Genomic DNA, 24,491 nt, shown 5'->3' with positions numbered 1-24,491 from the left:
TATCTAAGCCCCCTTGGCTTCAATGCCCGGCAATGTCCGGACCAATTCGCGAAAAATGTTTCCGCGCACTTCGTAATTGGGAAATTGATCGTAGGAGGCACAAGCCGGCGACAGGAGAACGACCGAAGGGCCGTTCGTCGCCGACGCATCGGCCGCAGCCTGCTCTACGGCTCTGTCGAGCGTGCCGGAGCGAACATAAGGCACATCGTTTTCAAGCGTCTTTGCAAACTCTTCCGTAGCCGCGCCGATCAGATAGGCTTTGCGGATCTTCGGGAAATACTCCTTCAACGGCTCAATGCCGCCTTCCTTCGCCTTGCCGCCGAGGATCCAGAGAATGTTGTCGAAGGACTTGAGTGCCTTCTCCGTGGAGTCGGCGTTGGTGGCCTTGGAATCGTTGATGAAGAGCGCCGAACGAATACGCCCGACCTCTTCCATGCGGTGAGGCAGACCAGGGAACGTAGAAAGACCAGACCTGATCTTCTCGCCGGAGACACCGAGCGCCATGGCGACGGCAACAGCCGCTGCTGCGTTCTGGGCGTTGTGAGAACCTCGCAGTGAACCGATGCCTGCCAGATCAGCCACAGCGACCGCATCGGAGGGAGTGACCTGAACCAGACTGGTACCGTCGGCAAAGAAACCTTCCGCCTCCATCGGCTCAATGGAGATGCGAGTCACTTTCACGCCCTTTGCAGTGCAGGTGTCCGCAATCGCGCGGCTCAAGTCATCATCAATTCCGATGACCGCCTGCAGGGCCTTTGCCACCAGCCGCTCCTTGATCGCCGCATAACTCTCCATCGTCCCATGCCGGTCGATGTGATCAGGCGACAGATTGAGGTGAACACCGATTGTCGGCGCGAGCGACGGCGCGAGGTCGATCTGGAACGAGGAGCACTCGATCACATGGATACGGCTATCGGACGGCGGTTCGAGCGAGAGGATCGCGGTGCCGATATTGCCGCCCATCTGCACGTCGCGGCCTGCCTCGCGCAGGATATGCGCAATGAGTGCGGTCGTCGTAGACTTGCCGTTGGTGCCGGTGATGGCGACGAAGGGTGCATTCGGCGCGATCTTCTTGCGCTCGCGGCAGAAGAGCTCGATATCGCCGATGATCTCGACGCCGGCTTGTCTCGCGAGCTTTGCCGACCAATGCGGTTCCGGATGCGTTAGGGGAACGCCGGGCGAGAGGATGAGTGCCGAGACCATGGACCAATCGAGCTGGCGCAGATCGCCCGTCTCGATGCCCTTGGCGGCCGCTTCCGTCATCTTCTCCGGGTTGTCGTCGCAGGCCACGACGTGCGCCCCGCCCTCCTTCAAGGCAAGCGCCGTCACAAGCCCCGATCCGCCAAGGCCGAAGAGCGCGACTGTTTTGCCGGAGAAGGTCGTGACGGGCGTCATCGGATGTTACCGCAGCTTGAGGGTCGAAAGGCCAACGAGGGCGAGCACCACGGCGATGATCCAGAAGCGGATCACCACCTGAGGCTCGGTCCAGCCCAACTGCTCGAAGTGATGGTGGATCGGCGCCATCTTGAAGACGCGCTTCCCCGTGAGCTTGAACGAGGCCACCTGGATGATCACGGACATGATCTCCAGCACGAAGAGACCTCCGACAATGGCAAGCACGACCTCGTGCTTCGTCGCCACCGCGATGGTGCCGAGAAGACCGCCGAGGGCGAGCGAACCCGTGTCGCCCATGAAGATCTGCGCCGGAGGCGCATTGAACCAGAGGAAGCCGATGCCGGCGCCGATCAGCGCGCCGCAGATCACGGCAAGCTCGCCGGTGCCGGGCACGAAGTGGATCTGCAGGTAATTGGCGAAGACAGCGTTACCGGCAAGATACGCGATGAAGCCGAAGGTGCCCGCCGCGATCATGACAGGCACGATGGCAAGGCCGTCGAGGCCGTCCGTGATGTTCACCGCATTGCCTGCGCCGACGATCACGAAGCCCGCAAAGACGATGTAGAACCAGCCGAGATTGAAGAGCAGGTCCTTCGAGAAGGGCAGCGCCAGCTTGTTCGCAAGACCGGGCGTTGCCATGTAGGAAATGGCAATGCAGGCGACAGCGGCGATGATCGCCTCGATGGCGAGGCGCGACTTGCCGGAAAAACCCTTGTGCGACTGCTTCGTGACTTTCAGGTAGTCGTCGTAAAAGCCGATCGCGCCGAAGCCGACGGTCACGAACAGCACGATCCAGACATAATGGTTTGCGAGATTGGCCCAGAGCAGGGTCGAAACCAGCACGCCCGCCATGATCATCAGGCCCCCCATGGTCGGCGTGCCGCGCTTCGTGAGAAGGTGCGATTGCGGTCCATCCTCACGGATCGGCTGCCCCTTGCCCTGACGTACGCGCAGCAACGCGATGATCGACGGCCCAAACAAGAACACGAAGAGCATGGCTGTCGCCGTCGCGCCGCCGGTACGGAACGTGATGTAGCGGAAGATATTGAGAGGGCTGAAGTAGGGGCTGAGCTCAGCCAACCAGGTCAACATTCGTGTTTATCCTTTCAGCGCGTTTGCCGTTGGGCTCGCGCCGTAACGTTCTTTCAGAGCTTTGACAACCAGGGCCATCTTCATGCTGAGCGATCCCTTGACGGTCACTGCATCGCCGGGACGGATTGCAGCGCAGACCGTGTCAATGAGCTCGGCAGAGGTTTCCGTATGGGCCGCTACCTTCGTCTTCGGCAGGCGGTCGACGAGATTCTTCATCAAAGGCCCGGCCGCGAAAACAAAATCGATGTTATTGACCTCGATCGCCTCTGCGAGCTCCTCGTGAAGAGCAGGCCCCATCTCGCCTAGTTCCTTCATGTCGCCCAGCACAGCGAGACGCCGAGCTTGGCCGTTCAGTTCCACCGCGCCGAGATTGGCAAGCGCCGCACGCATGGAGGCTGGGTTCGCATTATAGCTTTCGTCAATGAGCAGTGCCTCGTCTCCGCCAACGGAGAGCATCGTCCGCTCACCGCGTCCCACGGGAGGCTTCAGATCGGTGAAGGAACCCACAACCTGTGCCAGGTCCACGCCAAGCGCATGGCATGTGGCAAGCACGCTCAGAGAATTGAGGGCGATATGCCGTCCCGCCGTGCCGATCCTGTAGCTCAGAAGCTGACCGAAGATACGGGCCTCGACGAGCGATTGGTCGGGTTTCACGACGATCCGCTCGGCGCGGATATCGGCAGCCTCATGCTCGCCGAAGGAGATCACACGGCCTGCGGCGGAAGCGAGCGCGTGCGCCTTCATGCGCTCGAAATACGGGCTATCGCGATTGATCACCGCCGTGCCGCCGGGCTCCAGGCCGGAGAAGATCTCGCCCTTCGCATCGGCGATGCCCCAGAGCGAAGGAAAGAACTCGATATGCACCGGCTCGATGGTGGTGATCACGGCCACATGCGGACGAACCATCGCGGTGAGCGGCAGGATCTCGTGGGCGTGGTTCATGCCGATCTCGAACACGCTGAATTCGGTTTCACGCGGCATCCGGGAGAGGGTGAGCGGAACGCCCCAATGGTTGTTGTAGGAGGCGACTGACGCGTGTGTCGCACCCTGACGGGAGAGCGCAAGGCGCATGGATTCCTTCGTGCCGGTCTTGCCGACGGAGCCCGTGATCGCGACGATCTTGGCGTCCGTGCGCTTGCGCGCCGCACGGCCCAACTGGCGCATGGCTTCGAGCACGTCAGGCACGATGATGAGTTTGTCTGAAGCGAAGGCAGGAGCTTTTTCCTCCGACACAACCGCGCCAGATGCCCCCTTCCCGAGGGCTGCAGGAACAAAGTCGTGGCCGTCATGCACATCGCCTTTGATCGCGAAATAGAGATCGCCGGGCGCCAGCGTGCGCGTATCGATGGAAGCGCCGGTCGCCTGCACAAAGCCGCTGCCGACGCGAGCGCCGGTAGCGGCTACGATCTCATCCAAGCTCCACAAAGGTGAACTCATCCCTGCCTCTCCGCAATAGCCGCCCGGACCTCGTCATGGTCCGAGAATGGCAGGGTCCGGTCGCCGATGATTTGGCCCGTTTCATGACCTTTGCCGGCCACGACCAGAATATCGCCCGGTCGGAGCTCCTTCACGGCGGTGCGGATGGCCAAAGCCCGGTCTCCGATCTCGCGGGCGCCGGGAGCACCTTTCAACACCTCGGCACGGATCGCGGCCGGATCTTCGGAGCGAGGATTATCGTCCGTGACGATGACAATATCCGCCTTGTCGGCGGCGATGCGGCCCATGAGCGGACGCTTCCCCTTGTCGCGGTCTCCGCCACAGCCGACGATGCAGACGAGACGATCCTTGGTGAAGGGACGCAGGGCATCGAGCACATGAGCCAGCGCATCGGGCTTATGCGCGTAGTCGACGATGCAGATCGCGCCATCGACCTCGCCCACCTGCTCGAGGCGGCCCGAGACACCTTTCAGCGTCTTGAAGCCCTCGAAGACTTCGGCCGCCCTGTCCTCACCTTCCACGGAGAGCACGAGGCCAGCGGCGACGAGCGCATTCTCGACCTGGAAGGCACCGAGAAGCGGCAGGGTCGTTTCAAACCTTTTACCGAAGGCTTCGATAGTCAGAGCCTGCTTGAAGCCCTCCGGGCGCGCTTCGACGAGACGCAACGTCTCGCCCATGCTTCCCGTCGTCAGCATCGTCAGGCCGCGATTGCGCACACCGTTCTGAAACACATCGCCATAGGGCCCATCGGCATTGATGATGGCGGGAGCGTCGGCGGGCAGAAGCGTATCGAACAGGCGCAGCTTCGCGGCGGCATAAGCCTCGGTGGTGTTGTGATAATCGAGGTGATCGCGACCGAGATTGGTGAAACCCGCAGCGCTTAAATGTACGCCGTCGAGGCGGCGCTGATCGATGCCGTGGGAAGAGGCCTCCATCGCCAGACGAGTCACGCCATCCTTCGCGAGCCTGTCGAGAGTCTGGTGCAGAGAGATCGGATCAGGCGTCGTGAGCGAACCATAGGCCGCGCCATCCGACGTGATGATACCGAGCGTCCCGAGGCTTGCCGATTTGTAGCCGAGTGACGCGAAGAGCTGGCGCGTGAAATCGGCCACGGAGCTCTTGCCGCTCGTGCCTGTGACCGCGACCACCCTCTCCGGCTGCTGCGGATAGAACCGGGATGCTGCGAGCGAGAGAGCCTCCCGCACATCGCTCACACGGACATACGCGATATTGGCCGCCAAGGCGGAAGGACGCTCCGCCTCTCCCACGATGGCAACCGCGCCAGCGGCCACTGCCTGCGGCACGAAGCTCATGCCGTCCACCTTCGTGCCCGGCACGGCGAAAAACACGCTGCCGGGCCCGACCTTGCGGCTGTCGGAGGCGATGCCCGTCACAGACACGGATGCTACCGGAGAGCCCTTGGCCTCCGGAAGCAGATCGCTCAATTGAATGTTATTCGTCATGATTACCGAACGCCCCATGCATTGAGGCGCGACATGAGGGGGAAAGGTTGCGCCGGCGGCTCGAACCGGGGAGGAACTCCCAAGAGCGGCGCGACGCGTTCGATGATGTTTCCTGTCACGGGACCTGCATTCCACCCGGCTGTCGAGAAGCCGTAGGTGCCCTCGACCGCCTGCGGCTCGTCCATGATGGTCAGGAACACGTATTTCGGCTTGTCGGCAGGGACAACCGCCGTGAAGGTGGTGAAGTTCTTGTTCTTGGCATAGCGACCGTTGATCACCTTCTCCGCCGTGCCGGTTTTACCACCGACGAAGAAGCCTGCAATGGCGGCATTCGCCGCAGATCCCGCCGGGTTCGAGGCGTTGAGGCGCATCACATAGCGCATGGCCTCGCTGGTCTCGGGCTTGAGAACCTGAAGAGCATTCTGACGAGCCTCCTCCTCGCCGCGCTTCAGGAAGGTCGGCTTGATCAGCACGCCGCCATTGACCAGCGCTCCGACGGCCATGAGCGCCTGGAGCGGCGCGACGGCGAGGCCGTGACCGAAAGCGATGGTCATGGTGTTGAGCTCGCCCCAGCGCGGCGGAATGATCGGCAAGGCATTTTCAGGCAGCTCCGTTTCAAGGCGGGACAGCTGTCCCATCTTGCGCAGAAAGGCCTTGTGGCCTTCGACGCCGATGCCGAGCGCCATGCGAGCAGTGCCGATGTTGGACGAGTGGATGAACACCTCGGGCACCGTCAGAACTCGATGCGTGGCGTGATAGTCACCAATCGTGAATTTACCGTAGCGCAGGCCTGAGCGGGCATCGAGCGTGGAGTTGATGTTGAACTTGCCGGAATCGAGCGCCATCGCCACGGTGAGCGCCTTGAAGGTCGATCCCATCTCGAACACGCCGACATTGATGCGGTTGATCCGGTCCTTGTCGAGCGCATCGACGGGGTTGTTGGGATCGTAGTCAGGCAGCGAGACAAGGGCAATGATCTCGCCGGTATTCACGTCCAGGACGGCGCCGGCAGTGGCCTTCGCCTTGAACTTCGCCATACCTTTCGCAAGCTCGTCACGCAGAGCATGCTGCACGCGCAGATCGAGCGAGAGCTGAACGGGCTTCAGATCGGCGGCGGAGATGTTGAAGCCCGCGCCGTTGAGATCCTGCAGGCCCATGCTGTCGATGTACTTCTCGATGCCGGCGATTCCGACGTTGTCCACGTTGGCAAAGCCGAGCACGTGGGCCGCAGCCTCGGCGTTCGGATAGACGCGCTTGTTCTCGGGCAGGAACCCCACACCCGGAATGCCGAGGCGGTGCACCTCAGCCTGCTGGCGCGGCGTGATCTCGCGCTTGACCCAGACGAAGCCCTTCTTGGTGTTGAGCTTGTTGCGCAGCTCCGTGGCATCAAGGTCAGGCAGAACAGCGGTGAGCAGCTCCACCGCCTCGTCCTTGTCGATGATGTTGCGCGGCTCCGCGAAGACGGAGACCATCTTCACATCGGTGGCGAGAATTTCTCCATTGCGGTCCACGATATCGGGGCGAGCCGCGGAGATTTCGGAAGACGCCGCGCGTCGCACCTCGCTCGTGTTCTCGCTGGTCACAGCGAGCTGAACGAGACGACCGCCAATCACAACGAAGAGACCGACGAAGCAGAAGGCGGCCAGGCCTACACGGGACGTACTCTTGTCGAGGCGCAACCGGAACAGCTCTCTAGCATACGAGAGAATACCTGTCTTGGGCGGAGGGCTCTTAGCCTTCAGTTCGAGTTGAGGCTCGTGCAACACGGGGCTTACCGGTTCGGGGTTTGAGTCGATGGGGTGCGGGCTTCGTTGCTCTTGTCCTTCGGCGTTGCCGTCGGTTCGAGCAGGCCAAGCGCTTCGAGCTTGCGGCCGATCTCATCCTCGCGCGTCGGACGGTTCGGCAGATCGGACAGACGCGCCAGTTGCTGAATCTTCAGAGGCTGAAGATCGAGATGGTGATCCGCAGCAGCCTGAAGGCGATCCGGGCGGTCGAGATACTGCCACTCCGCCTGCAGCACGGCGATGGCTTCGCGTTCGCGCTGAACCTTGGATTTCAGCTTCGCCACCTGCTCGGCATAATAGAGCGTGTCGTACTTGATCGAATAGGCATAGCCCGCCGAAGCGATAAGGGCGGAGATCGCAACGAAATGGAGCAGCTTGGTCATCGCCGCCCTCCCTTTTTCTCCGCCGTCTGCGGCAGTTCGGCCAACATGGTGATGGCACTGAGCGGTTCCTGCGGAGGCTCGTTCGTGCGCGCCCCGGCCCGCAGCTTCGCCGAGCGTGCGCGTGGGTTACGCGCCATTTCCTGCTCGCCTGGTCCAACCGGGCCTTTCGTCACCGCCTCGAAGGTCGGTTCAGGTGCAGCCATGGTCGGCATGTGGCGCGAGCCGCTCGGCGTGCGTCCGGTGCGAGCTGCAAAGAACTGCTTCACGATCCGGTCTTCGAGCGAGTGGAAGGTGACGACCACGAGGCGTCCGCCGGGTCTCAAGATACGCTCGGCAGCGTGCAGCGCGCGCACCAGTTCACCCAGCTCGTCATTGACCGCGATACGAAGCCCCTGGAACACCCGCGTGGCCGGATGAATGCCGCCCGGCTCCTGACGGATCAGCGAGGCGACGAGATCGGCAAGCTGACGCGTCGTATGGAACGGCTCCCGACGACGTGCCTCGATAATGGCGCGAGCGACCGCTCTGGCACGGCGCTCCTCGCCGTAATGATAGAAGATGTCGGCCAGCTCGGCCTCGGATGCTTCATTGATGATGTCAGCGGCGCTCGGGCCTTCCTGCTCCATGCGCATGTCGAGCGGGCCCTCGTTGCGGAACGAGAAACCGCGCTCGGCCTGATCGAGCTGCATGGACGAGACGCCGATATCGAGAACGACACCATCGACGGCCTCGAATCCTTGAGCGCGCGCAATCTCGTCGAGATCGCCGAAGCGTCCCGGCACGAGCATGAGGCGCTTCTTGAATTTCGCCGTCAGCGCGGCACCGCCCGCAATCGCATCGGGATCACGGTCGATGGCAATCACTTTGTTCTGAGGATGAGCATCGAGAATGGCGCGCGTGTATCCGCCCGCACCAAACGTGCCATCGATGAAGAGGCCACCGCGCTTTACATCGAGCGCGTCGCACACCTCCGCCAGAAGCACAGGAACGTGACGGGTCGGTCCGCCAGCGGCTCCGGCTCCTGGGCCGTCGCCGCGTCCCATCATTGCTCCCGCACTCCTGGTGAGGTGTTCTGTACCATACGTGGCTCCACAACCCGGGCCCCCAGCGCCTTCTTCAGGTCTCGGACCTTCGTGCGCGCCTCCTCCAAGTGCGCACGGAAACGCTCGGGCTCCCAAATCTGGAACTTGTGACCGAGTCCGACGAACGTCACCGTATCGCCGATCCCGGCATGCACTTTCACTGAGTCCGTCAGGATGACACGCCCCTCCGGATCGACTTTTAGAATTTCGCTGGTCCCAAACAACGCGGTCGACAGCTGATCCCGTTCGTCCGAATAGGGCGACAGCGTCGACAAGAACGCATCGATCTCGTTCAGAAGCGTGTTGCCACCTGCGTCCAAGGCCTGCGCATCGAGCGCGGGATGAACGTAGAGACCCTCGAATCCATCCCTGGCCAGCACGGCCCGGAAGGATGCGGGGATCGAGACGCGACCCTTCGAATCCAACTTGTTGGTGAAATTGGACACGAAGCGGTTCATTGGCCGCAGCTCGCCAGCTCCCGATTGTCAGCCCCCCAGCAGACCTGGTCGGCCTGCCACCCGCAGCCGGCGAGAACGCCACTTTCCGAAGCAAGATGTCAGCGCTTGTGATGCGCTTGACGTCCCCTTCGGAAGACACCGTCGACGGGATGATTTGGGATAACATGGGATAATATGGTCGTCAACGGAACGAGAGTGGGACACACGCCTTGCAGCATGCAGGCTCCATGAGACGTATTTAGGGTTAACGAATCGTAAGCAGACCAAAGGTTTGGTCCGCTTTGTCGCAGTCTGAAGCCTGTGGAAAAGAAGGGGTCAGCCGGCCTGTAAGCCGGGTTCTGTATGGCCCAAGGTCTAACCCTTGAACGTGGCGGCCATTCCTCTGGGACGGTCATTGCTGACCGCCTCAAGCAACCAACCCGGACGACCAGCCTGGAAGCGGGCCTGGCGCGAACGCCTGTCGTCCCTATTCGGTTTTGCTCCTGGTGGGGTTTACCGTGCCGTCCGCATCACTGCGTCCGCGGTGCGCTCTTACCGCACCCTTTCACCCTTACCCTGGGAGTCCGAAGACCCTTGCAGGGCGGTTTGCTTTCTGTGGCACTATCCCTAGGGTCGCCCCCGCCGGACGTTATCCGGCACCTTGCTTCCATGGAGCCCGGACTTTCCTCTCCGAGCAAGCTCGAAGCGGCCGCCCGGCCAGCTGACGGAGGGGATGTGGTGCGAAACATAGGCCTGCGTCAAGACCTTAGACTCATTCGGCCGCGGCCGTAAGCACCTTGACCTTCGCGCAATAAGCCCGTGAGGCGCCGGTCATCGTCGTCGTGCGGAGGCCGAACTGATAGCGCAGGATCGTGCCGCAGGTGTCCCCTCCGGCGAGCTTGTGGGCAACCGCGAGATATTTCAGCCCAAAACGCAGGTTGGTTTCCGGGTCGAGCAGGCCAGCGGCGTCGCCTTTGTATCCCAAGGACTGAGCCGTGCGCACATTGATCTGGGTGAGACCCACATGGGGACCATTGCGAATACCGGGATTGTAGCGGCTCTCGAGCCGCACCACCGCATCGGCCAGCTCGTAGGACAAGCCGTTCTCGGAGGCGTAGCGCGCAATCAGAGGCTTCAGAGCATGGCCCTTGACGGCATCCGCCCGCTCGGAGCGGGAGCGAACAGGGAGCCCTGCGGGAAGAGAAGCAGTTTCTTCGACATTGGTCTCATGTGCCGCCTTCTGGACAGCCGCCGCAGGAGCCTCGGGCACCTTCGCAACGGCAGCGGCGGGAGCTGCAGCAGCAGCTTCCTTAACCTTCCTGCTGCCGGTGCTTTTTGCACTCTTGCCAGACTTTGAGGCCTTGGCGGCTTCTGCCGCCTCCGCGGCCTCGATCGCCTGCTGCTCCTCCTCGAGCGCAGCCTCGGCCGCCTTTTGCTCTTCGATCTGGGCACGCACGAGCTGCTCGGCAACCTCGGGGGAAATCAGGTTGTTCTCAGCCCTGGCCTGAGACCCTAGGGCAAGTGCAATTGCACCGAGAATCGCGACCACCAATGCTCTTAAATAATGCTGCCAAGTCATACGAAAACTCCAAACGGCATAGGTCGCAGGGCCGCGGTGGGTTGAGCTCAAATAAGGCAAAGTTGTGACTTTACGAGCCGCAATCATCTTCAACGAATGCTCAAGCTAGACAGCGATTCTTCGTAAAACCGAAGCGTAGAAAGGCGGGAATAGCCTCAGCGCCTTAACAAAAATTTTCTACAGCTCACGCTGCAAGCAAGGTGTCTCCTCTCTTGCCAAGAGTTGGCAGACTCCCACCGTAACGTTACAAAGGTTCGTTACGATTCGTGCCGTTTAAAAAATAGGACAATCTTCATGAAGAAAATCATCATAGCGGGTGCCGCGGGTGTCATGACCCTGTCGATCGTCGCCTGTAACACCCCCGGTGAGCGTGCCGTCGGTGGCGCCGCTTTCGGCGGCCTTGCCGGCGCCGCCATCGGTGCCGCCGCGACGGGCCATACTGGCGGCACTCTGGCCGGTGCAGCCATTGGCGCTGCCGGCGGTGCTGTCGTAGGAGCAGCGACGGCTCCTGAGCCCGAAGTCGTGGAACAGCCGGGATCTCCGATGCGGCAGTCACAACCCCCTGTACAGACGAGGCCCGCTCCTGCCAGGACAGGCGTCAATCCAGGAAGTCAGGGCGTCAATCGAGGGAGCCAGGGCGTCTATCGAAACCAGAGTATGGGAACCCCAAACTGCCGCTACGGAACCTACACTCTCAATGGATCCGTCTATTGCAAACCTTAACAGCATGGAACTGATCGGCTAGGAAAAAGTTGGCAGTAAGGCTAAGCTAACACGCTCATGCTTTCTCCAGTTGTCTATTGCTGACCAAGAGGACACGTCCATGAAGAAAATCATCTCCGCTATCGCCGCCGGTGCTCTCGCCCTCTCGATGGCAGCCTGCACCACTCCTGGCGAGCGTGCCGTCGGTGGCGCCGCCGTCGGCGGTCTCGCCGGCGCGGCCATCGGTGGCGCAGCAACCGGTCGTGCAAGCGGCGCTCTCGCCGGCGCAGCGATCGGCGCTGCTGGCGGCGCTGTCGTGGGTGCAGCAACGGCTCCTCGCTGCCCGTATGGCACGTATCAGGACATGTACGGCAACATCTACTGCCGCTAAGACAGCCCTCAAATCTGAATTCAGGGGTCGAGATCTTCTCGGCCCCTTTCCTTTTGCCTGTCATTGAGCGTACCACTGTCTCTAAGATGATTCAGTCGATTTGGGGTAAGCTTGGTGGTGCCGGCATCGGCTTGGCGCTCGGGGGGCCGATTGGCGCTCTCCTGGGCGGCGTTGCCGGTCATGTGCTCATTGACCGCGAGGGTGCTCCGTTCGGAAAGCCGCCCCGCGATGTGCTGTTCACCATGGGCCTCGTGGCGCTTGCCGCGAAGATGGCCAAGGCCGATGGCGTGGTCGTCGACGTCGAAGTGAGGGCTTTCGAGCAGGTTGTTGATGTGCCCGCCAACGAGCATGAGCGCGTGAGGCGCCTGTTCGAGCTTGCGATGCAGACTACGGACGGGTTCGAGGCTTACGCTCGCCAGATTGGCACGGAGTTCAAGGAAGAGCCCGCCCTCTTGGAGGACGTGATCGACGGTCTCTTCCATATTGCCAAGGCCGACGAGGCGGTTCACGAAGCCGAGTATCTCTATCTCAAGAACGTGGCGACAATCTTCGCTTTCTCGGAGAGCGAATTCGAGCGCATCGCCGCCCACCACGTGAAGCGGGCGGACGACCCTTACCTTATCCTCAAGGCTGACAGGGCCATGAGCGACGAGGAGCTGAAACGGCACTACCGTAAGATGGTCGCCGAGAACCATCCCGACCGGGAGATCGCCCGCGGCCTGCCGCCGGAGGCGGTGAAAATCGCGACCGAAAGACTGGCCGCGATCAATGCCGCCTGGGAGCGCATCGCCACCGAACGGAACCTCAGGTAAGAGTATGAGCGTGTCCCTTTCCCCCGAAAGCCCTGTTGCCGCGAAGGTGTTTCCTTCACCCAATCACGGGGAGCGGAAAGACGGACAGCGCCCGAACATGCTGATCCTGCACTACACGGGCATGCCGGACGAGGGCGAGGCCCTGCAATGGCTGTGCAATCCGGTCTCGCAGGTCTCGGCGCACTATTTCGTCTTCGGCGACGGACGCGTGCTGCAGCTCGTGCCGGAGTCTCGCCGCGCCTGGCATGCGGGCGTATCCAACTGGGATGGTGAGACGGATATCAATTCCTGCTCCATCGGGATCGAGATCGCCAACCCTGGCCATCCCGGCGGCCTTCCCCCGTATCCCGATGTGCAGATCGAAAGCGTGATCGCGCTCGCGAAAGACATCGTAACCCGCTGGCGCATTCCGGCGACCCGCGTGCTCGGTCATTCGGATGTCGCGCCCGGTCGCAAAGTCGATCCCGGCGAGATCTTTCCCTGGAAGCGCCTGTACGAGGTCGGCATCGGCCATTGGGTGCCGCCAGCCACTCTGAGTGACGGACGCTTTTTCTCGCGTGGCGATCAGGGCATGCCCATCGAGGCGCTTCAGGCGATGCTCGTCATGTATGGTTATGGCCTGAAGATCACTGGCGTGTTCGATGAAGACACGGAAAAGGTGGTCGCCGCGTTCCAGCGCCATTTCCGCCCCGAGCGCGTGGACGGCGTGGCGGATGCCTCCACCATCACGACCCTGCGTGATCTGATCGCCAGGCGACCGTCTGCGGCGGCCGCCTAATCGATCCTACTCCGCTGCCATCGGCCTGTAGCTTGCCGGATCGTAGTTGAGGATTGGGCTGAGCCAGCGCTCAACCTCCTGCACGCTCATGCCCTTACGCATCGCGTAATCCTCCACCTGATCGCGCTCTGCCTTCGCTACGCCGAAATAATAAGCCTCCGGATGCGCAAGGTAGAGACCGGACACGGAGGAGCCGGGCCACATGGCATAGGACTCCGTCAGGCTCACGCCGATACGCCGTTCAGCTTCGAGCAGGCTAAATAGCGTCGCCTTCTCGGTATGATCGGGCTGCGCAGGATAGCCGGGAGCAGGACGGATACCGCGATATTCCTCCCGAATGAGCTCTTCATTGCTAAGGTTCTCATCCGGCGCATAGGCCCAGAACTCCTTGCGCACACGCTCATGCATGCGCTCGGCAAAGGCTTCGGCAAGACGATCGGCCAGAGCTTTCACGAGAATGGAGCGATAATCGTCATTCGCACGCTCGAACTTCTCGGCGATTCGCACTTCCTCAATGCCTGAGGTCACCACGAAAGCGCCGATCCAATCGGGTTTGCCGCTATCAGCGGGCGCGACGAAATCGGAAATGCACAGGTTCGGCTTGCCATCGCGCTTGGAGAGCTGCTGACGCAGACCGTGGAAAGTGGCAAGCGTCTCGCTGCGACTCTCGCCCGTGTAGAGGCGGATGTCATCGCCCACCGCATTGGCGGGCCAGAAGCCGATCACCGCCTTCGGGTTGAACCAGCGCTCCTCGACGAGTTGCCTGAGCATCGCCTGCGCGTCCTCCCAGAGCTGGCGCGCCGCTAGGCCCTGCTGCTCGTCTTCGAGGATCGCCGGGAAGCGGCCTTTCAGCTCCCAGGTCTGGAAGAAGGGCGTCCAATCGATATACGGGACAAGCTCGCCGACATCGTAGCTGCGGAACACGCGCGCACCGGTGAAGGTGGGCTTGGTTGCAGAGTAAGAATCCCAATCGAGCTTCAGCTTGTTGGCGCGGGCTTTCTCGATGGCTAGGCGCTGCTTATCGGCCTCGGAGCGCGCATGGGCATCGGCGACCCTGCGGTATTCGCCGCGCAGCGTCTCGATGTAAGCCTCGCGCGTATCGGGCGAGAGCAGCGACGAGACAACGCCGACCGCGCGGCTCGCATCCGTCACATAGACGGCCTGTCCCTTGTGGTAGTTTGGATGGATCTTCACCGCCGTGTGCACGCGGCTGGTGGTGGCGCCGCCGATGAGAAGCGGAATATCAAAGCCCTCGCGCTCCATTTCGCTCGCCACGTTCACCATCTCATCCAGAGAAGGCGTGATGAGGCCGGAAAGGCCGATCACATCCACCTTTTCCTTGCGGGCGGTCTCCAGGATCTTCTGCGCAGGGACCATCACACCGAGGTCGATGACTTCGTAATTGTTGCAGGCGAGAACCACGCCGACGATGTTCTTGCCGATATCATGCACGTCGCCCTTCACGGTTGCCATCAGCACCTTGCCGGCAGCGGAGCGCTCATCGAGGCCTGATGCCTTCTTCTCAGCCTCCATGAAAGGCATGAGATAGGCCACGGCCTGTTTCATCACGCGGGCGGACTTCACCACCTGCGGCAGGAACATCTTTCCGGCGCCGAAGAGATCGCCGACCACGTTCATGCCTGCCATCAGAGGTCCCTCGATGACGTGGAGTGGACGCTCGGCGGCTTGGCGCGCCTCTTCCGTATCCTGCTCGATGAACTCGGTCATGCCGTTGACGAGGGCATGCTCGATGCGCTTCTCGACGGGCCAGGAGCGCCACTCGAGATCGGCTGCCTTTGAGGTACCCGCACCGTCGCCCTTGAAGCGGGGTGCCGCTTCCAGCAGACGCTCCGTCGCATCAGGGTGGCGATTGAGCACCACATCTTCGCACAGCTCGCGCAGCTCGGGATCAATCTCGTCATAGACGGCGAGCTGACCCGCATTCACGATGCCCATATCCATGCCGGCCTTGATGGCATGGAAGAGGAACACCGAATGCATCGCCTCGCGCACCGGCTCATTGCCGCGGAAGGAAAATGAGAGGTTCGATACGCCGCCCGAGATATGAGCATGCGGCAGCGTCTCACGAATGATGCGTGTCGCCTCGATGAAGTCAACGCCATAACCGTTGTGCTCTTCAATGCCGGTAGCGACCGCAAACACATTCGGATCGAAGATGATGTCTTCTGGCGGGAAGCCCACCTTTTCCGTGAGAATCTTGTAGGCCCGCGTACAGATCTCGACCTTGCGCTCCAGCGTATCGGCCTGGCCCTGCTCATCGAAAGCCATGACAACCACAGCCGCGCCGTAGGAGCGGCAGATCTTCGCGTGCTCGATGAAGGCCTCCTCTCCCTCCTTCATGGAGATCGAGTTCACGATGGCCTTGCCCTGGAGACACTTGAGGCCCGCCTCGATGACGTGGAACTTTGAGGAATCCACCATCACCGGCACGCGGGCGATATCGGGCTCGGCCGCGACGAGGTTGAGGAACTCCACCATCGCCTTCTCGGAATCGAGCAGGCCCTCGTCCATGTTGATGTCGATCACCTGTGCGCCATTCGCCACCTGATCGCGCGCCACATCGAGAGCAGCAGCATAGTCGCCATTGGTGACGAGCTTGCGGAACTTGGCGGAGCCCGTGACGTTCGTGCGCTCGCCGACATTCACGAAGGGTATGTCGGACGTGAGCGTGAACGGCTCGAGGCCCGAGAGACGCATGAGCGGTGCCATCTTCGGCAATTGTCGCGGCGCCTTGCCGGCAACGGCCTCGGCAATAGCGCGGATATGCGCAGGCGTGGTGCCGCAGCAGCCGCCGACCACGTTGACGAGACCAGCATCCGCGAATTCCGCGATCATGCGAGCAGTGGCCTCGGGGCTCTCGTCATAGAGGCCGAACTCGTTTGGCAAGCCCGCATTGGGATAGGCACAGACGAAGGTGTCGGCGACCTTGCCGATCTCCTGGATATGCGCGCGCATCTCGCGCGCACCGAGCGCGCAGTTGAGGCCGATGGAGAAAGGCTCAGCATGGCGCATGGAGTACCAGAAGGCCGTCGGTGTCTGGCCCGAGAGCGTGCGGCCGGAAAGGTCCGTGATCGTTCCCGAAATCATGATCGGGAGTTTCACGCCCTTCTCTTCGAAGACCTGATGCGTGGCGACGATGGCCGCCTTGGCATTCAACGTATCGAAGATCGTCTCAATCAGGATGATCTCCGCACCGCCGTCGACAAGCCCCCTCACCTGCTCGGCATAAGCATCGCGCACCTGGTCGAAGGTCACGGCACGGAAGCCTGGATTGTTGACGTCCGGCGAAATGGAAAGCGTGCGGTTCGTGGGACCGATGGCGCCGGCCACGAAGCGGCGGCGGCCATCCTCCTTCTCAACGATCAACGCGGCCTCACGCGCAATCCGCGCACCTTCATAGTTCAACTCATAGACGATCTCCTCCATCCCGTAATCGGCCTGGGCAATGGAGGTGCCGGAGAAGGTGTTAGTTTCGACGATATCAGCGCCTGCGCGGAAGTAATCGAGATGCACGTTGCGCACGGCATCCGGCTGCGTGAGGATCAGGAGATCGTTGTTGCCCTTGACGTCGTGTTTCCAGTCCTTGAACCGTTCGCCCCGAAAATCCTCTTCCGAGAAGCGCGAGCGCTGAAGCTCCGTGCCCATGGCACCGTCGAGCACAAGAATGCGCTTGGAGGCAGTCTCACGAAGTGCCTTGAGGACTTCAGCACCATTGGCGGGACGAGGGTCGAACACGATCATTACAGTCTCTTTCCATCCGGCCGATTGAGCATCCGGCCATCCATGCAGCGCATGGCAAATGCAGATGCCCGGCCAGGCCGGACATGAAAACTTAAGCGGCCGCCCTCACACTCTGATCGCGCAGGCCAAGCAGATGGCAGATCGCATAGACGAGATCGGCGCGGTTCATGGTGTAGAAGTGGAACTCGTTCACGCCGCGGTCGACGAGGTCGATCACCTGTTCGGCGGCAACGGCAGCTGCGACGAGTTTGCGGGTCTCCACATCGTTGTCGAGCCCCTCGAAGCGGGCCGCGAGCCAATCGGGAACGCTGGCGCCGGTCTTGGCCGCGAAATTTGCTGTCTGCTTGAAGTTCTGAACCGGCACGATGCCAGGCACGATGGGGATATTGATGCCGCGCGCGCGAACGCAGTCGAGATAGCGGAAGTAGTGATCGTTATCGAAGAAGAACTGAGTGATGGCGCGGTCCGCGCCGCAATCCACTTTCGCTTTCAGCACATCGATATCGGCGTCGAGCGAAGCGGCCTCGGGATGCTTCTCAGGGTAAGCGGAGACGGACACCTCGAAGTCGCCAATGGCCTTGATGCCCGCCACGAGCTCGCAAGTCTGCTGATAACCGCCGGGATGCGGCTCGTATGCCGTGCCGATGCCGGCAGCCGGATCGCCGCGCAGGGCCACGATGTGGCGCACGCCCGCATCCCAATAGGAACGAATGACGCCATCCACCTCATCTTTCGTTGCCGCCACGCAGGTCAGGTGCGCGGCAGGCTTGAGATGCGTTTCCTTCACGAGGCGTGAGACCGTGGCATGCGTGCGTTCGCGCGTGGAGCCGCCAGCACCGTATGTCACGGAGACGAATTGCGGATTGAGCGGAGCAAGACGCTGGATGGAAGCCCAGAGCGTCGTTTCCATCTCCGGCGTCTTCGGCGGGAAGAACTCGAAGGACACTTTGATGGGAGAAGAGGCTTGCCTGCTGGGACGAAGGGTCATGGACGACATCAGGCAACCTCTTTGCTGGGCTCGGAGAGAGGCCAATCCGTTGCAACGCGGCGGTCCTGTCCAAGCCAAAGGGAAACGGTCAATTGGTCATCGCCCTTCCTGGGCGGAGCAATTTCTTTCGTGAGAGTGCAATCAAGGCCCGCCTCATCAAGCCAGCCAGCGACCTGCGAAGGTGCGAAGCCAAGACGGCGATGAGCCTGCGCCTCGCGTAGGAACTCCAGCTTATGCGGCGCGAAATCCACCACGAGGATGCGCCCGCCGGGCGCAACGAGACGCGCCGCCTCGCGGATCGCGCGCGCGGGATCATCGAGGTAATGCAGCACCTGATGGATGATCACGAGATCGAAGGTGTCGCGCGGGAACGGCGGCGCATAGATATCGCCCTGGCGCAGCTCGATGCCGCGCAGGCCCGCCTTTTCGAGATTGGCGCGCGCGACGGAGAGCATCGCATGGCTTGCATCGAGACCGACCGTGCGCCTTGCGCGCGGAGCAAGGAGCTGCAGCATGCGGCCGGTGCCGGTGCCCAGATCGACGAGGTTGCGGATCGGCTTTTGTCCGAGAGCGTCGAGCACCGCAGCCTCGACCACGGCTTCCGGCGCGTGGAGCGAGCGCAGACGATCCCATTCGGGCGCAAGCCGCGAGAAGTAGGCCTGGGCTGCCTGAGAGCGCTGGGCGCGCACGGCCTCAAGGCGGGTACGGTCCTCCAGCAATTGCGGATCGGACCGATCCAGGCTCTCGATCGTCGGTCGAATGATCTTCAGGGCCGTGCCGCGATCGGTGAGCCGGAAGAAGGCCCAGGCCCCTTCCCTGTGCCGCTCCACGAGCCCCGCTTCCACGAGCAGCTTCAGGTGCCGGGAGATGCGCGGCTGGGACTGGCCCAGAATGTCGGTGAGGTCGGAAACGGAGAGTTCGCCCTCCGCCAGCAGGGCCAGGATGCGCAGGCGCGTCTCTTCGGCGGCTGCCCTCAGGACATCCAGCGTCAAATCCAGAGATGGAGCTTCCTTGTCGGCCATGAGCCAAAACTCGCTCTTACATATAAAGATATATTTATATCTTTTTTGAGATGAGAGCAAGCGAAGGCTTGAGCCGCCCACAAATGTAGAAGCGGCTCTTTTCTTTGGCTCAGCCGTTCACTCGCCGAAAATGCGCTAAGCCTTGGATTGCCGGACCTTGGCCTTGTTGGCAGTGACCACGAGGACACAGACGGCCCCGGCAACGAACCAGGCCGACAAGGCAATCGCCTCCCGGTTGAGAACAGCCGCGATCAGGAGCGTCACGAAGGTCTGGAGCAACTGGACCTGACTGACATGGGCGATGCCGCCGAGCGCCAGCCCGGCATTCCAGGCGAAGAAGCCGAGATACTGGCTCATGAGAGCCACATAGGCGAAACCGATCCAGCTCCAGGCAGGGACAGCGGAAGTATCCTCCGGCATGGTCCAGATCGCCACGGGCACGGTGACCGGCAGGGCCACCACCAGCACCCAGGAAATGACCTCCCACCCGGCCATTCCTTTGCGCACGATCTTGCCGGAGATCACATAGCCGAGCGCCGAAGAGAGTGCCGCTGCGAGGAGGAACAGATCTCCCTGCCCGAGCGAGCCGCCACCCTCATGCAGGGTGAAGCCGATCACGAGGCCTGCACCGGCGAAAGCGGCGACCCAGAATGCCGGACTTGGCCGCTCGCCGGCGATCAGCGTGCTGATGGCGGACGTGGCAAGCGGCAGGATGCCGAGCACGATACCGCCGTGGGAAGCCGGAACGGTCTTCATGGCAAGCGCCGTGAAGCCTGGGAAACCTCCAGCGAGACAAAGCGCCACGAGCGCGATGGTGATGGCGAGCCGAGGCGCAGGCCAGGGTTTGCGCAACACAAGCAAGGTCGCAAGCGCCAGAAGCCCCGAGAGCGCCGCTCGCCCCGTGGTGACGAAGAGCGGGCTCAAATGCTCGACGGCGATATGGGTGAAGGGCAGCGTGCCGGCGAAAATGCACATGCCGACAAAGCCTAAAACAAGGCCTAACGTTTCGCGGGACATGGAAGCTGCTGCTTAGCGGAACGGAGGTTCGTCGAAGCTGCGCAACTTCCGCGAATGCACGGAGGCTCGCTGACCACGCAGGATATTGACGGCTGCCAGGCCGATCATGAGATGCTCGCTGACGGCACGCTCATAAAAGGCGTTGGCCGCACCCGGCAGCTTGATCTCGCCATGCAGCGGCTTGTCGGATACGCAAAGCAGCGTGCCGTAGGGCACTCGCAGGCGATAGCCTTGCGCGGCAATCGTGCCGCTTTCCATGTCCACCGCGATGGCTCGGGATAGATTGATCTGCCGCCGTTCCTGGCTCCAGCGGAGCTCCCAGTTGCGGTCGTCGTAAGTCACGACCGTCCCGGTGCGCAGGCGGCGCTTCAGTTCCTCGCCGCGCTCGCCCGTGACCTGCACGGCGGCCTCCTGCAAGGCGACCTGGATTTCGGCAAGAGCCGGCACCGGAATTTCCGGCGGCACGGCACTGTCGAGAATGTGGTCGCGGCGAAGATAGCCGTGAGCAAGAACGTAATCGCCGATCGCTTGCGACTGACGAAGCCCACCGCAATGGCCCACCATGAGCCAGCAATGCGGGCGTAAGACAGCAAGATGGTCCGTGATGTTCTTCGCGTTCGACGGGCCGACGCCGATATTGACGAGAGTGACGCCCTGCCCGTCCTTGCGCATCAGGTGATAGGCCGGCATCTGAAAGCGGTGCCACGGCGATGAGGCGATCAGTTCCTCCACCACCGCTTCATCCAAGCCGCGCTCGATCGTGACGCCACCCGGCAGCACAAGTTTGCTGTAGGGCCCATCCTCATGCGCCAGCTCCTTCACGGCCCAGCGAATGAACTGGTCCACATAACGGTGATAGTTGGTGAGCAGGATCCACGGCTGCACCCAGCGCCAATCGCTGCCGGTGTAATGCACGAGACGGCGCAGCGAGTAATCGACGCGCGCGGCATCGAAGAGCGAGAGCGGACGCGGCTCGTTTTCGTGGAAGATCCAGGTGCCGTCGGCAATCTCGTCGCCGACCTTGGCGAGAAGCGGCGTCGGAAAATGCTGCGCGAGCTCGGCGGCCGAATGCGCGCCGCGACCCAGTTCGTCGCCACGCTCGAAGATATAGGGATAGGGAATTTCCTGATCGCTGATGCCGACCTCAAGCGTGGCTCCATAATCACGCACGAGATAGTTCAGCTGCTCCAGCAGGTAGTTCTTGAAGAAAGCCGGTTGCGTGATGGTCGTTGCATAGACGCCCGGCCCCTGGAATTTCGCATAAGCGCGCTGTTTCACGGGCGGCAGGGAACTCGCCCGGTAATCGAGTCTCAGCTCGGGATAGCGGAAGCGGGAACGCTCAAGCGGTGTGGGGGGCGTGCCCGTCGCGAAGAAATGCTCCAGACAGTGGCGTTGCGCCTCTATGGCGCTGTCATGGAGCCGGATCAGCCTCTCGACGGCTTCTTCAGGCGTTGCAACGGGTTGAAAAGCTGCAGTGTGATCGGCTGGCACGTGAACGTCTCTATCTTTTGTCTCGTGCCTCAAGGGTCATACACCGATTTTGCCCAAAACCCAACCACCTCATCCGAAACGAAGAAAAAGGCGCCGGTTGCCCGGCGCCCTCGAAGATTTATTCGCACACCCGGTCGCTCCGGACGACGTAGCGGCCCCACTGATCCACGAAGCGGCGGCGGACCGTGTAGCAGGACGGCTCGGCATAGGCGCTCGTGCCGTAATAATAGGTGGGGTAAGCAGGCTGTGCCGCAAGAGCACCGAGCGCCAAGCCGCCGATCACGCCGGCCGCAATGGCGCCGCCGTTGTTGTGGTGGCGCCAGTAGGAATGACGGCGATATCCATAATCGGAATACGGACGAGCGATGCCATAAGGCGTCGCATAGGAACCGTCACGCCAATGGCCCGTGCGTTCTCCGGCCTGTGCCGGAGCCGAGGCTGCAAGCGCCCCGCCGAGCGCAAGAACGGTGCAGCCAGCAGCCAGTATTGCCTTCAGTCGAGACATCTTGACCCTCCATCCGGGACACAGGCTCTGGACGTTGAAATCCAAAGATCGTCCTTGTTCCCAAGGTTCCCAAGCTATGATCTCATCATAGGTGGCGCCGCCTGAACTGGAGATGAAGAACGAGCGTTGTGGGCGGATGGTGAAAGAAACAGGGACTTTGACGCCTATAGATGACGTTCTGCGGCGGGCGTGAGTTTTAAAAGTATTCTTTCGCCTCGCATGAGAAAGGCGCGGGCGAGCTCCTGCCCGATCCCGCGCCCACACCTGTGATGAGATAAGGACTCACGCAAAAACTTACCGCGTGAACTTCTTGTACTTGATCCGATGCGGGATCGTGGAATCCGTGCCGAGGCGGCGCTTCTTGTCCTCCTCGTAATCTGCGAAGTTGCCCTCGAACCATTCCACGTGGCTGTCGCCCTCGAAGGCCAGGATGTGGGTGGCGATGCGGTCGAGGAACCAGCGATCGTGCGAGATGATCACGGCGCAGCCCGCGTAATCCTCCAGCGCCTCTTCGAGCGCGCGCAGGGTATCCACGTCGAGATCGTTGGTCGGCTCGTCGAGGAGCAGCACGTTGGAGCCCGATTTCAGGATCTTGGCGAGGTGCACGCGGTTGCGCTCACCGCCCGAGAGCACGCCGACCTTCTTCTGCTGGTCGGAACCCTTGAAGTTGAAGGCCGAGCAATAGGCGCGGGCATTGATCTCGCGCTTGCCGAGATAGAGCACCTCGTTGCCGCCCGAGATTTCCTCGTAGAGCGTCTTGTTGGCATCGAGCGTGTCACGGCTCTGGTCCACATAGCCGAGCTTTACGCTCTCACCGATGGTGATGGTGCCCTCGTCCGGCTGCTCCTGGCCCGTGATCATGCGGAACAGGGTCGTCTTACCGGCGCCGTTGGGACCGATGATGCCGACGATACCGCCCGGCGGCAGCTTGAAGGAGAGGCCGTCGATGAGGAGCTTGTCGCCGAAGGCCTTCTTGAGGTTGTCGAACTCGATGACGTTGTTGCCCAGACGCTCGGCGATCGGAATGATGATCTGAGCGGTGGTCGGGCCCTTCTCGTTGGCCTTCGCCACGAGATCCTCATAGCGCTGGATACGGGCCTTGGACTTCGCCTGACGGGCCTTCGGCGAAGCGGACACCCACTCGCGTTCGCGCTCGATGGTGCGCTGGCGAGACTCTTCCTCACGGCCCTCCTGCTCAAGGCGCTTCTGCTTCTGCTCGAGCCAGGACGAGTAGTTGCCCTCATAGGGAATGCCGCGGCCACGGTCGAGCTCGAGAATCCAGCCCGTCACGTTGTCCAGGAAGTAGCGGTCGTGGGTGACGATGAGGATCGCGCCCGGATAATTGCGCAGGTGGCCTTCGAGCCAGGCGGTCGTCTCGGCGTCCAGGTGGTTGGTCGGCTCGTCGAGGAGCAGCAGCTCCGGCTGTTCCAGCAGCAGCTTGCAGAGCGCCACGCGACGGCGCTCGCCGCCCGAGAGCTTGTCCACCGACCAGTCGTCCGGCGGGCAGCGAAGCGCGTCCATGGCCTGATCGACCTGGGAATCGAGATCCCAGAGGCCCTTCGCCTCGATCTCGTCCTGGAGACGGGTCATCTCGTCCGCCGTCTCCTCCGAGTAGTTCATGGCGATCTCGTTGTAGCGGTCGAGCAGCGCCTTCTTGGCGGCCACGCCCTCCATCACGTTCTCGCGGACGTTCTTGGTCGGATCGAGCTGGGGCTCCTGCGGCAGGTAGCCCACGCGGGCGCCCTCGGCCACCCAGGCCTCGCCGGTCCAGTCCGTGTCGATGCCGGCCATGATGCGCAGAAGGGTCGACTTACCCGCGCCGTTGACGCCGAGCACGCCGATCTTGGCGTCCGGGTAGAAGGACAGATGAACGTTGTCCAAGACCTTCTTGCCGCCCGAATAGGTCTTGGAGAGGCCACGCATGTGGTAGATGAACTGACGGGACACTTCGAAAAGTCCTGCTTGATAGTCGGGTTGAAAGGGATTGGCCGTCAGTTAGCAGGGGCAGCCTGCCGGGGCAAGGCGGGGAAGTGAAGCTGCTTGTTTCCCTTTCCTTCCGTGAGAAGGGATTGAGCGAAAACCGCACAATCAGACAAGAAGCTCAGCAGATCCCACCTCCGTTTGTCCGAACCGCTGAATGTCATCACCGGCCTCGTGCCGGTGCTCTCTGCCTGTCCCTGCTGCTGCCCTCATCCTGAGGAGCCGTGAGGCTGCGTCTCGAAGGAGGATCCAGGGCATTCTGGAACCTCCTTCGAGACGATCGCTTAAGCGATCTCCTCAGGATGAGAGCAGAGGGCAGGAAAGCAGAACGGCCATGAAGAGTGTCATTCCCAGCCGGAGATGGCGACAACCATCGGAGGGAAAGGGAATC

20 protein-coding genes and 1 other RNA gene are annotated in these 24,491 nt (G+C 61.9%); 4 read left to right on the top strand and 17 right to left on the bottom strand.

All coding sequences use genetic code 11. The features are described from left to right. Positions 1-3: 3 nt before the first annotated feature. From murD to ACUXUR_RS24395, 10 genes are all read right to left on the bottom strand, one after another. The gene (gene murD / locus ACUXUR_RS24440) at positions 4-1,395 is read right to left on the bottom strand and encodes a UDP-N-acetylmuramoyl-L-alanine--D-glutamate ligase (RefSeq protein WP_445504945.1); all 1,392 of its coding nucleotides are present in this window, start codon (positions 1,393-1,395) and stop codon (positions 4-6) included. A 6-nt stretch (positions 1,396-1,401) separates the two neighbouring features. After that, positions 1,402-2,487, bottom strand: coding sequence for a phospho-N-acetylmuramoyl-pentapeptide-transferase (mraY, locus tag ACUXUR_RS24435; protein ID WP_445504944.1), 1,086 nt, complete (start codon positions 2,485-2,487; stop codon positions 1,402-1,404). Positions 2,488-2,493: 6 nt separating this feature from the next. Next, entirely contained in the window at positions 2,494-3,924 is a 1,431-nt protein-coding gene (locus ACUXUR_RS24430; protein ID WP_445504943.1) for a UDP-N-acetylmuramoylalanyl-D-glutamyl-2,6-diaminopimelate--D-alanyl-D-alanine ligase, read from the bottom strand. Continuing rightward, positions 3,921-5,387, bottom strand: coding sequence for a UDP-N-acetylmuramoyl-L-alanyl-D-glutamate--2,6-diaminopimelate ligase (locus tag ACUXUR_RS24425; RefSeq protein WP_445504942.1), 1,467 nt, complete (start codon positions 5,385-5,387; stop codon positions 3,921-3,923). The genes ACUXUR_RS24430 and ACUXUR_RS24425 overlap by 4 nt, the downstream gene beginning before the upstream one ends. Positions 5,388-5,389: 2 nt before the next feature. Further along, positions 5,390-7,153: a peptidoglycan D,D-transpeptidase FtsI family protein gene (locus tag ACUXUR_RS24420; protein ID WP_445504941.1), complete on the bottom strand. Its 1,764-nt coding sequence runs from the start codon at positions 7,151-7,153 to the stop codon at positions 5,390-5,392. 5 nt (positions 7,154-7,158) lie between these two features. Continuing rightward, on the bottom strand, positions 7,159-7,554 hold the full coding sequence (gene ftsL / locus ACUXUR_RS24415; RefSeq protein WP_445504940.1) for a cell division protein FtsL: 396 nt from the start codon (positions 7,552-7,554) through the stop codon (positions 7,159-7,161). Then, positions 7,551-8,600, bottom strand: a complete 1,050-nt coding sequence (gene rsmH / locus ACUXUR_RS24410; protein WP_445504939.1) for a 16S rRNA (cytosine(1402)-N(4))-methyltransferase RsmH — start codon at positions 8,598-8,600, stop codon at positions 7,551-7,553. The genes ftsL and rsmH overlap by 4 nt, the downstream gene beginning before the upstream one ends. Beyond that, positions 8,597-9,094 (bottom strand): division/cell wall cluster transcriptional repressor MraZ, encoded by a 498-nt coding sequence (gene mraZ, locus ACUXUR_RS24405; RefSeq protein WP_445504938.1) that lies wholly within the window; start codon positions 9,092-9,094, stop codon positions 8,597-8,599. Before mraZ ends, rsmH begins: the two co-directional genes overlap by 4 nt. 311 nt (positions 9,095-9,405) lie before the next feature. Further along, positions 9,406-9,798: RNase P RNA component class A (gene rnpB / locus ACUXUR_RS24400), an RNA gene on the bottom strand. Between the two features lie 47 nt (positions 9,799-9,845). Continuing rightward, a complete protein-coding gene (locus tag ACUXUR_RS24395; protein ID WP_445504937.1) occupies positions 9,846-10,652 on the bottom strand; it encodes a transglycosylase SLT domain-containing protein in 807 nt (268 codons plus the stop codon). Positions 10,653-10,946: 294 nt separating this feature from the next. On the opposite strand from ACUXUR_RS24395, the gene ACUXUR_RS24390 reads away from it, so the two are divergent. The 4 genes from ACUXUR_RS24390 to ACUXUR_RS24375 all read left to right on the top strand — a co-directional run bounded on the left by ACUXUR_RS24390 (position 10,947) and on the right by ACUXUR_RS24375 (position 13,335). Continuing rightward, positions 10,947-11,375: a hypothetical protein gene (locus tag ACUXUR_RS24390; RefSeq protein WP_445504936.1), complete on the top strand. Its 429-nt coding sequence runs from the start codon at positions 10,947-10,949 to the stop codon at positions 11,373-11,375. A 100-nt stretch (positions 11,376-11,475) separates the two neighbouring features. Then, positions 11,476-11,745, top strand: a complete 270-nt coding sequence (locus tag ACUXUR_RS24385) for a glycine zipper domain-containing protein (RefSeq protein ID WP_445504935.1) — start codon at positions 11,476-11,478, stop codon at positions 11,743-11,745. Positions 11,746-11,831: 86 nt separating this feature from the next. After that, entirely contained in the window at positions 11,832-12,557 is a 726-nt protein-coding gene (locus ACUXUR_RS24380) for a TerB family tellurite resistance protein (protein ID WP_445504934.1), read from the top strand. A 10-nt stretch (positions 12,558-12,567) separates the two neighbouring features. After that, positions 12,568-13,335, top strand: coding sequence for an N-acetylmuramoyl-L-alanine amidase (locus ACUXUR_RS24375; RefSeq protein ID WP_445504933.1), 768 nt, complete (start codon positions 12,568-12,570; stop codon positions 13,333-13,335). Positions 13,336-13,341: 6 nt separating this feature from the next. On the opposite strand, the gene metH is transcribed toward ACUXUR_RS24375, so the two are convergent. From metH to ettA, 7 genes are all read right to left on the bottom strand, one after another. Next, positions 13,342-17,097: a methionine synthase gene (gene metH / locus ACUXUR_RS24370; RefSeq protein ID WP_445504932.1), complete on the bottom strand. Its 3,756-nt coding sequence runs from the start codon at positions 17,095-17,097 to the stop codon at positions 13,342-13,344. Between the two features lie 91 nt (positions 17,098-17,188). Then, a complete protein-coding gene (metF, locus tag ACUXUR_RS24365; RefSeq protein ID WP_445504931.1) occupies positions 17,189-18,094 on the bottom strand; it encodes a methylenetetrahydrofolate reductase [NAD(P)H] in 906 nt (301 codons plus the stop codon). Next, positions 18,094-19,107: an ArsR/SmtB family transcription factor gene (locus tag ACUXUR_RS24360; protein ID WP_445504930.1), complete on the bottom strand. Its 1,014-nt coding sequence runs from the start codon at positions 19,105-19,107 to the stop codon at positions 18,094-18,096. The genes metF and ACUXUR_RS24360 overlap by 1 nt, the downstream gene beginning before the upstream one ends. A 135-nt stretch (positions 19,108-19,242) precedes the next feature. Beyond that, the gene (locus ACUXUR_RS24355) at positions 19,243-20,124 is read right to left on the bottom strand and encodes a DMT family transporter (RefSeq protein ID WP_445504929.1); all 882 of its coding nucleotides are present in this window, start codon (positions 20,122-20,124) and stop codon (positions 19,243-19,245) included. A 12-nt stretch (positions 20,125-20,136) separates the two neighbouring features. After that, positions 20,137-21,615 carry an AMP nucleosidase gene (locus ACUXUR_RS24350; protein WP_445504928.1) on the bottom strand — a complete coding sequence of 493 codons (1,479 nt, stop codon included), beginning with the start codon at positions 21,613-21,615 and terminating at the stop codon, positions 20,137-20,139. A gap of 118 nt (positions 21,616-21,733) precedes the next feature. Continuing rightward, positions 21,734-22,120, bottom strand: a complete 387-nt coding sequence (locus tag ACUXUR_RS24345; protein ID WP_445504927.1) for a hypothetical protein — start codon at positions 22,118-22,120, stop codon at positions 21,734-21,736. A 294-nt stretch (positions 22,121-22,414) separates the two neighbouring features. Beyond that, positions 22,415-24,067, bottom strand: a complete 1,653-nt coding sequence (ettA, locus tag ACUXUR_RS24340; RefSeq protein WP_445504926.1) for an energy-dependent translational throttle protein EttA — start codon at positions 24,065-24,067, stop codon at positions 22,415-22,417. Positions 24,068-24,491 lie beyond the last annotated feature (424 nt).

Source organism: Microvirga medicaginis (assembly GCF_052658925.1).
The sequence above is the reverse complement of the archived record's forward strand: the minus strand, read 5'-3'. Positions and strand labels throughout refer to the sequence as shown.

Bases quoted from the DNA above. Each gene is read 5' to 3' on its own strand.
- murD (WP_445504945.1), bottom strand. From the start codon at position 1,395: ATGACGCCCGTCACGACCTTCTCCGGCAAAACAGTCGCGCTCTTCGGC.
- mraY (WP_445504944.1), bottom strand. From the start codon at position 2,487: ATGTTGACCTGGTTGGCTGAGCTCAGCCCCTACTTCAGCCCTCTCAAT.
- ACUXUR_RS24430 (WP_445504943.1), bottom strand. From the start codon at position 3,924: ATGAGTTCACCTTTGTGGAGCTTGGATGAGATCGTAGCCGCTACCGGC.
- ACUXUR_RS24425 (WP_445504942.1), bottom strand. From the start codon at position 5,387: ATGACGAATAACATTCAATTGAGCGATCTGCTTCCGGAGGCCAAGGGC.
- ftsL (WP_445504940.1), bottom strand. From the start codon at position 7,554: ATGACCAAGCTGCTCCATTTCGTTGCGATCTCCGCCCTTATCGCTTCG.
- rsmH (WP_445504939.1), bottom strand. From the start codon at position 8,600: ATGATGGGACGCGGCGACGGCCCAGGAGCCGGAGCCGCTGGCGGACCG.
- mraZ (WP_445504938.1), bottom strand. From the start codon at position 9,094: ATGAACCGCTTCGTGTCCAATTTCACCAACAAGTTGGATTCGAAGGGT.
- ACUXUR_RS24395 (WP_445504937.1), bottom strand. From the start codon at position 10,652: ATGACTTGGCAGCATTATTTAAGAGCATTGGTGGTCGCGATTCTCGGT.
- ACUXUR_RS24390 (WP_445504936.1), top strand. From the start codon at position 10,947: ATGAAGAAAATCATCATAGCGGGTGCCGCGGGTGTCATGACCCTGTCG.
- ACUXUR_RS24385 (WP_445504935.1), top strand. From the start codon at position 11,476: ATGAAGAAAATCATCTCCGCTATCGCCGCCGGTGCTCTCGCCCTCTCG.
- ACUXUR_RS24380 (WP_445504934.1), top strand. From the start codon at position 11,832: ATGATTCAGTCGATTTGGGGTAAGCTTGGTGGTGCCGGCATCGGCTTG.
- metH (WP_445504932.1), bottom strand. From the start codon at position 17,097: ATGATCGTGTTCGACCCTCGTCCCGCCAATGGTGCTGAAGTCCTCAAG.
- metF (WP_445504931.1), bottom strand. From the start codon at position 18,094: ATGTCGTCCATGACCCTTCGTCCCAGCAGGCAAGCCTCTTCTCCCATC.
- ACUXUR_RS24360 (WP_445504930.1), bottom strand. From the start codon at position 19,107: ATGGCCGACAAGGAAGCTCCATCTCTGGATTTGACGCTGGATGTCCTG.
- ACUXUR_RS24355 (WP_445504929.1), bottom strand. From the start codon at position 20,124: ATGTCCCGCGAAACGTTAGGCCTTGTTTTAGGCTTTGTCGGCATGTGC.
- ACUXUR_RS24345 (WP_445504927.1), bottom strand. From the start codon at position 22,120: ATGTCTCGACTGAAGGCAATACTGGCTGCTGGCTGCACCGTTCTTGCG.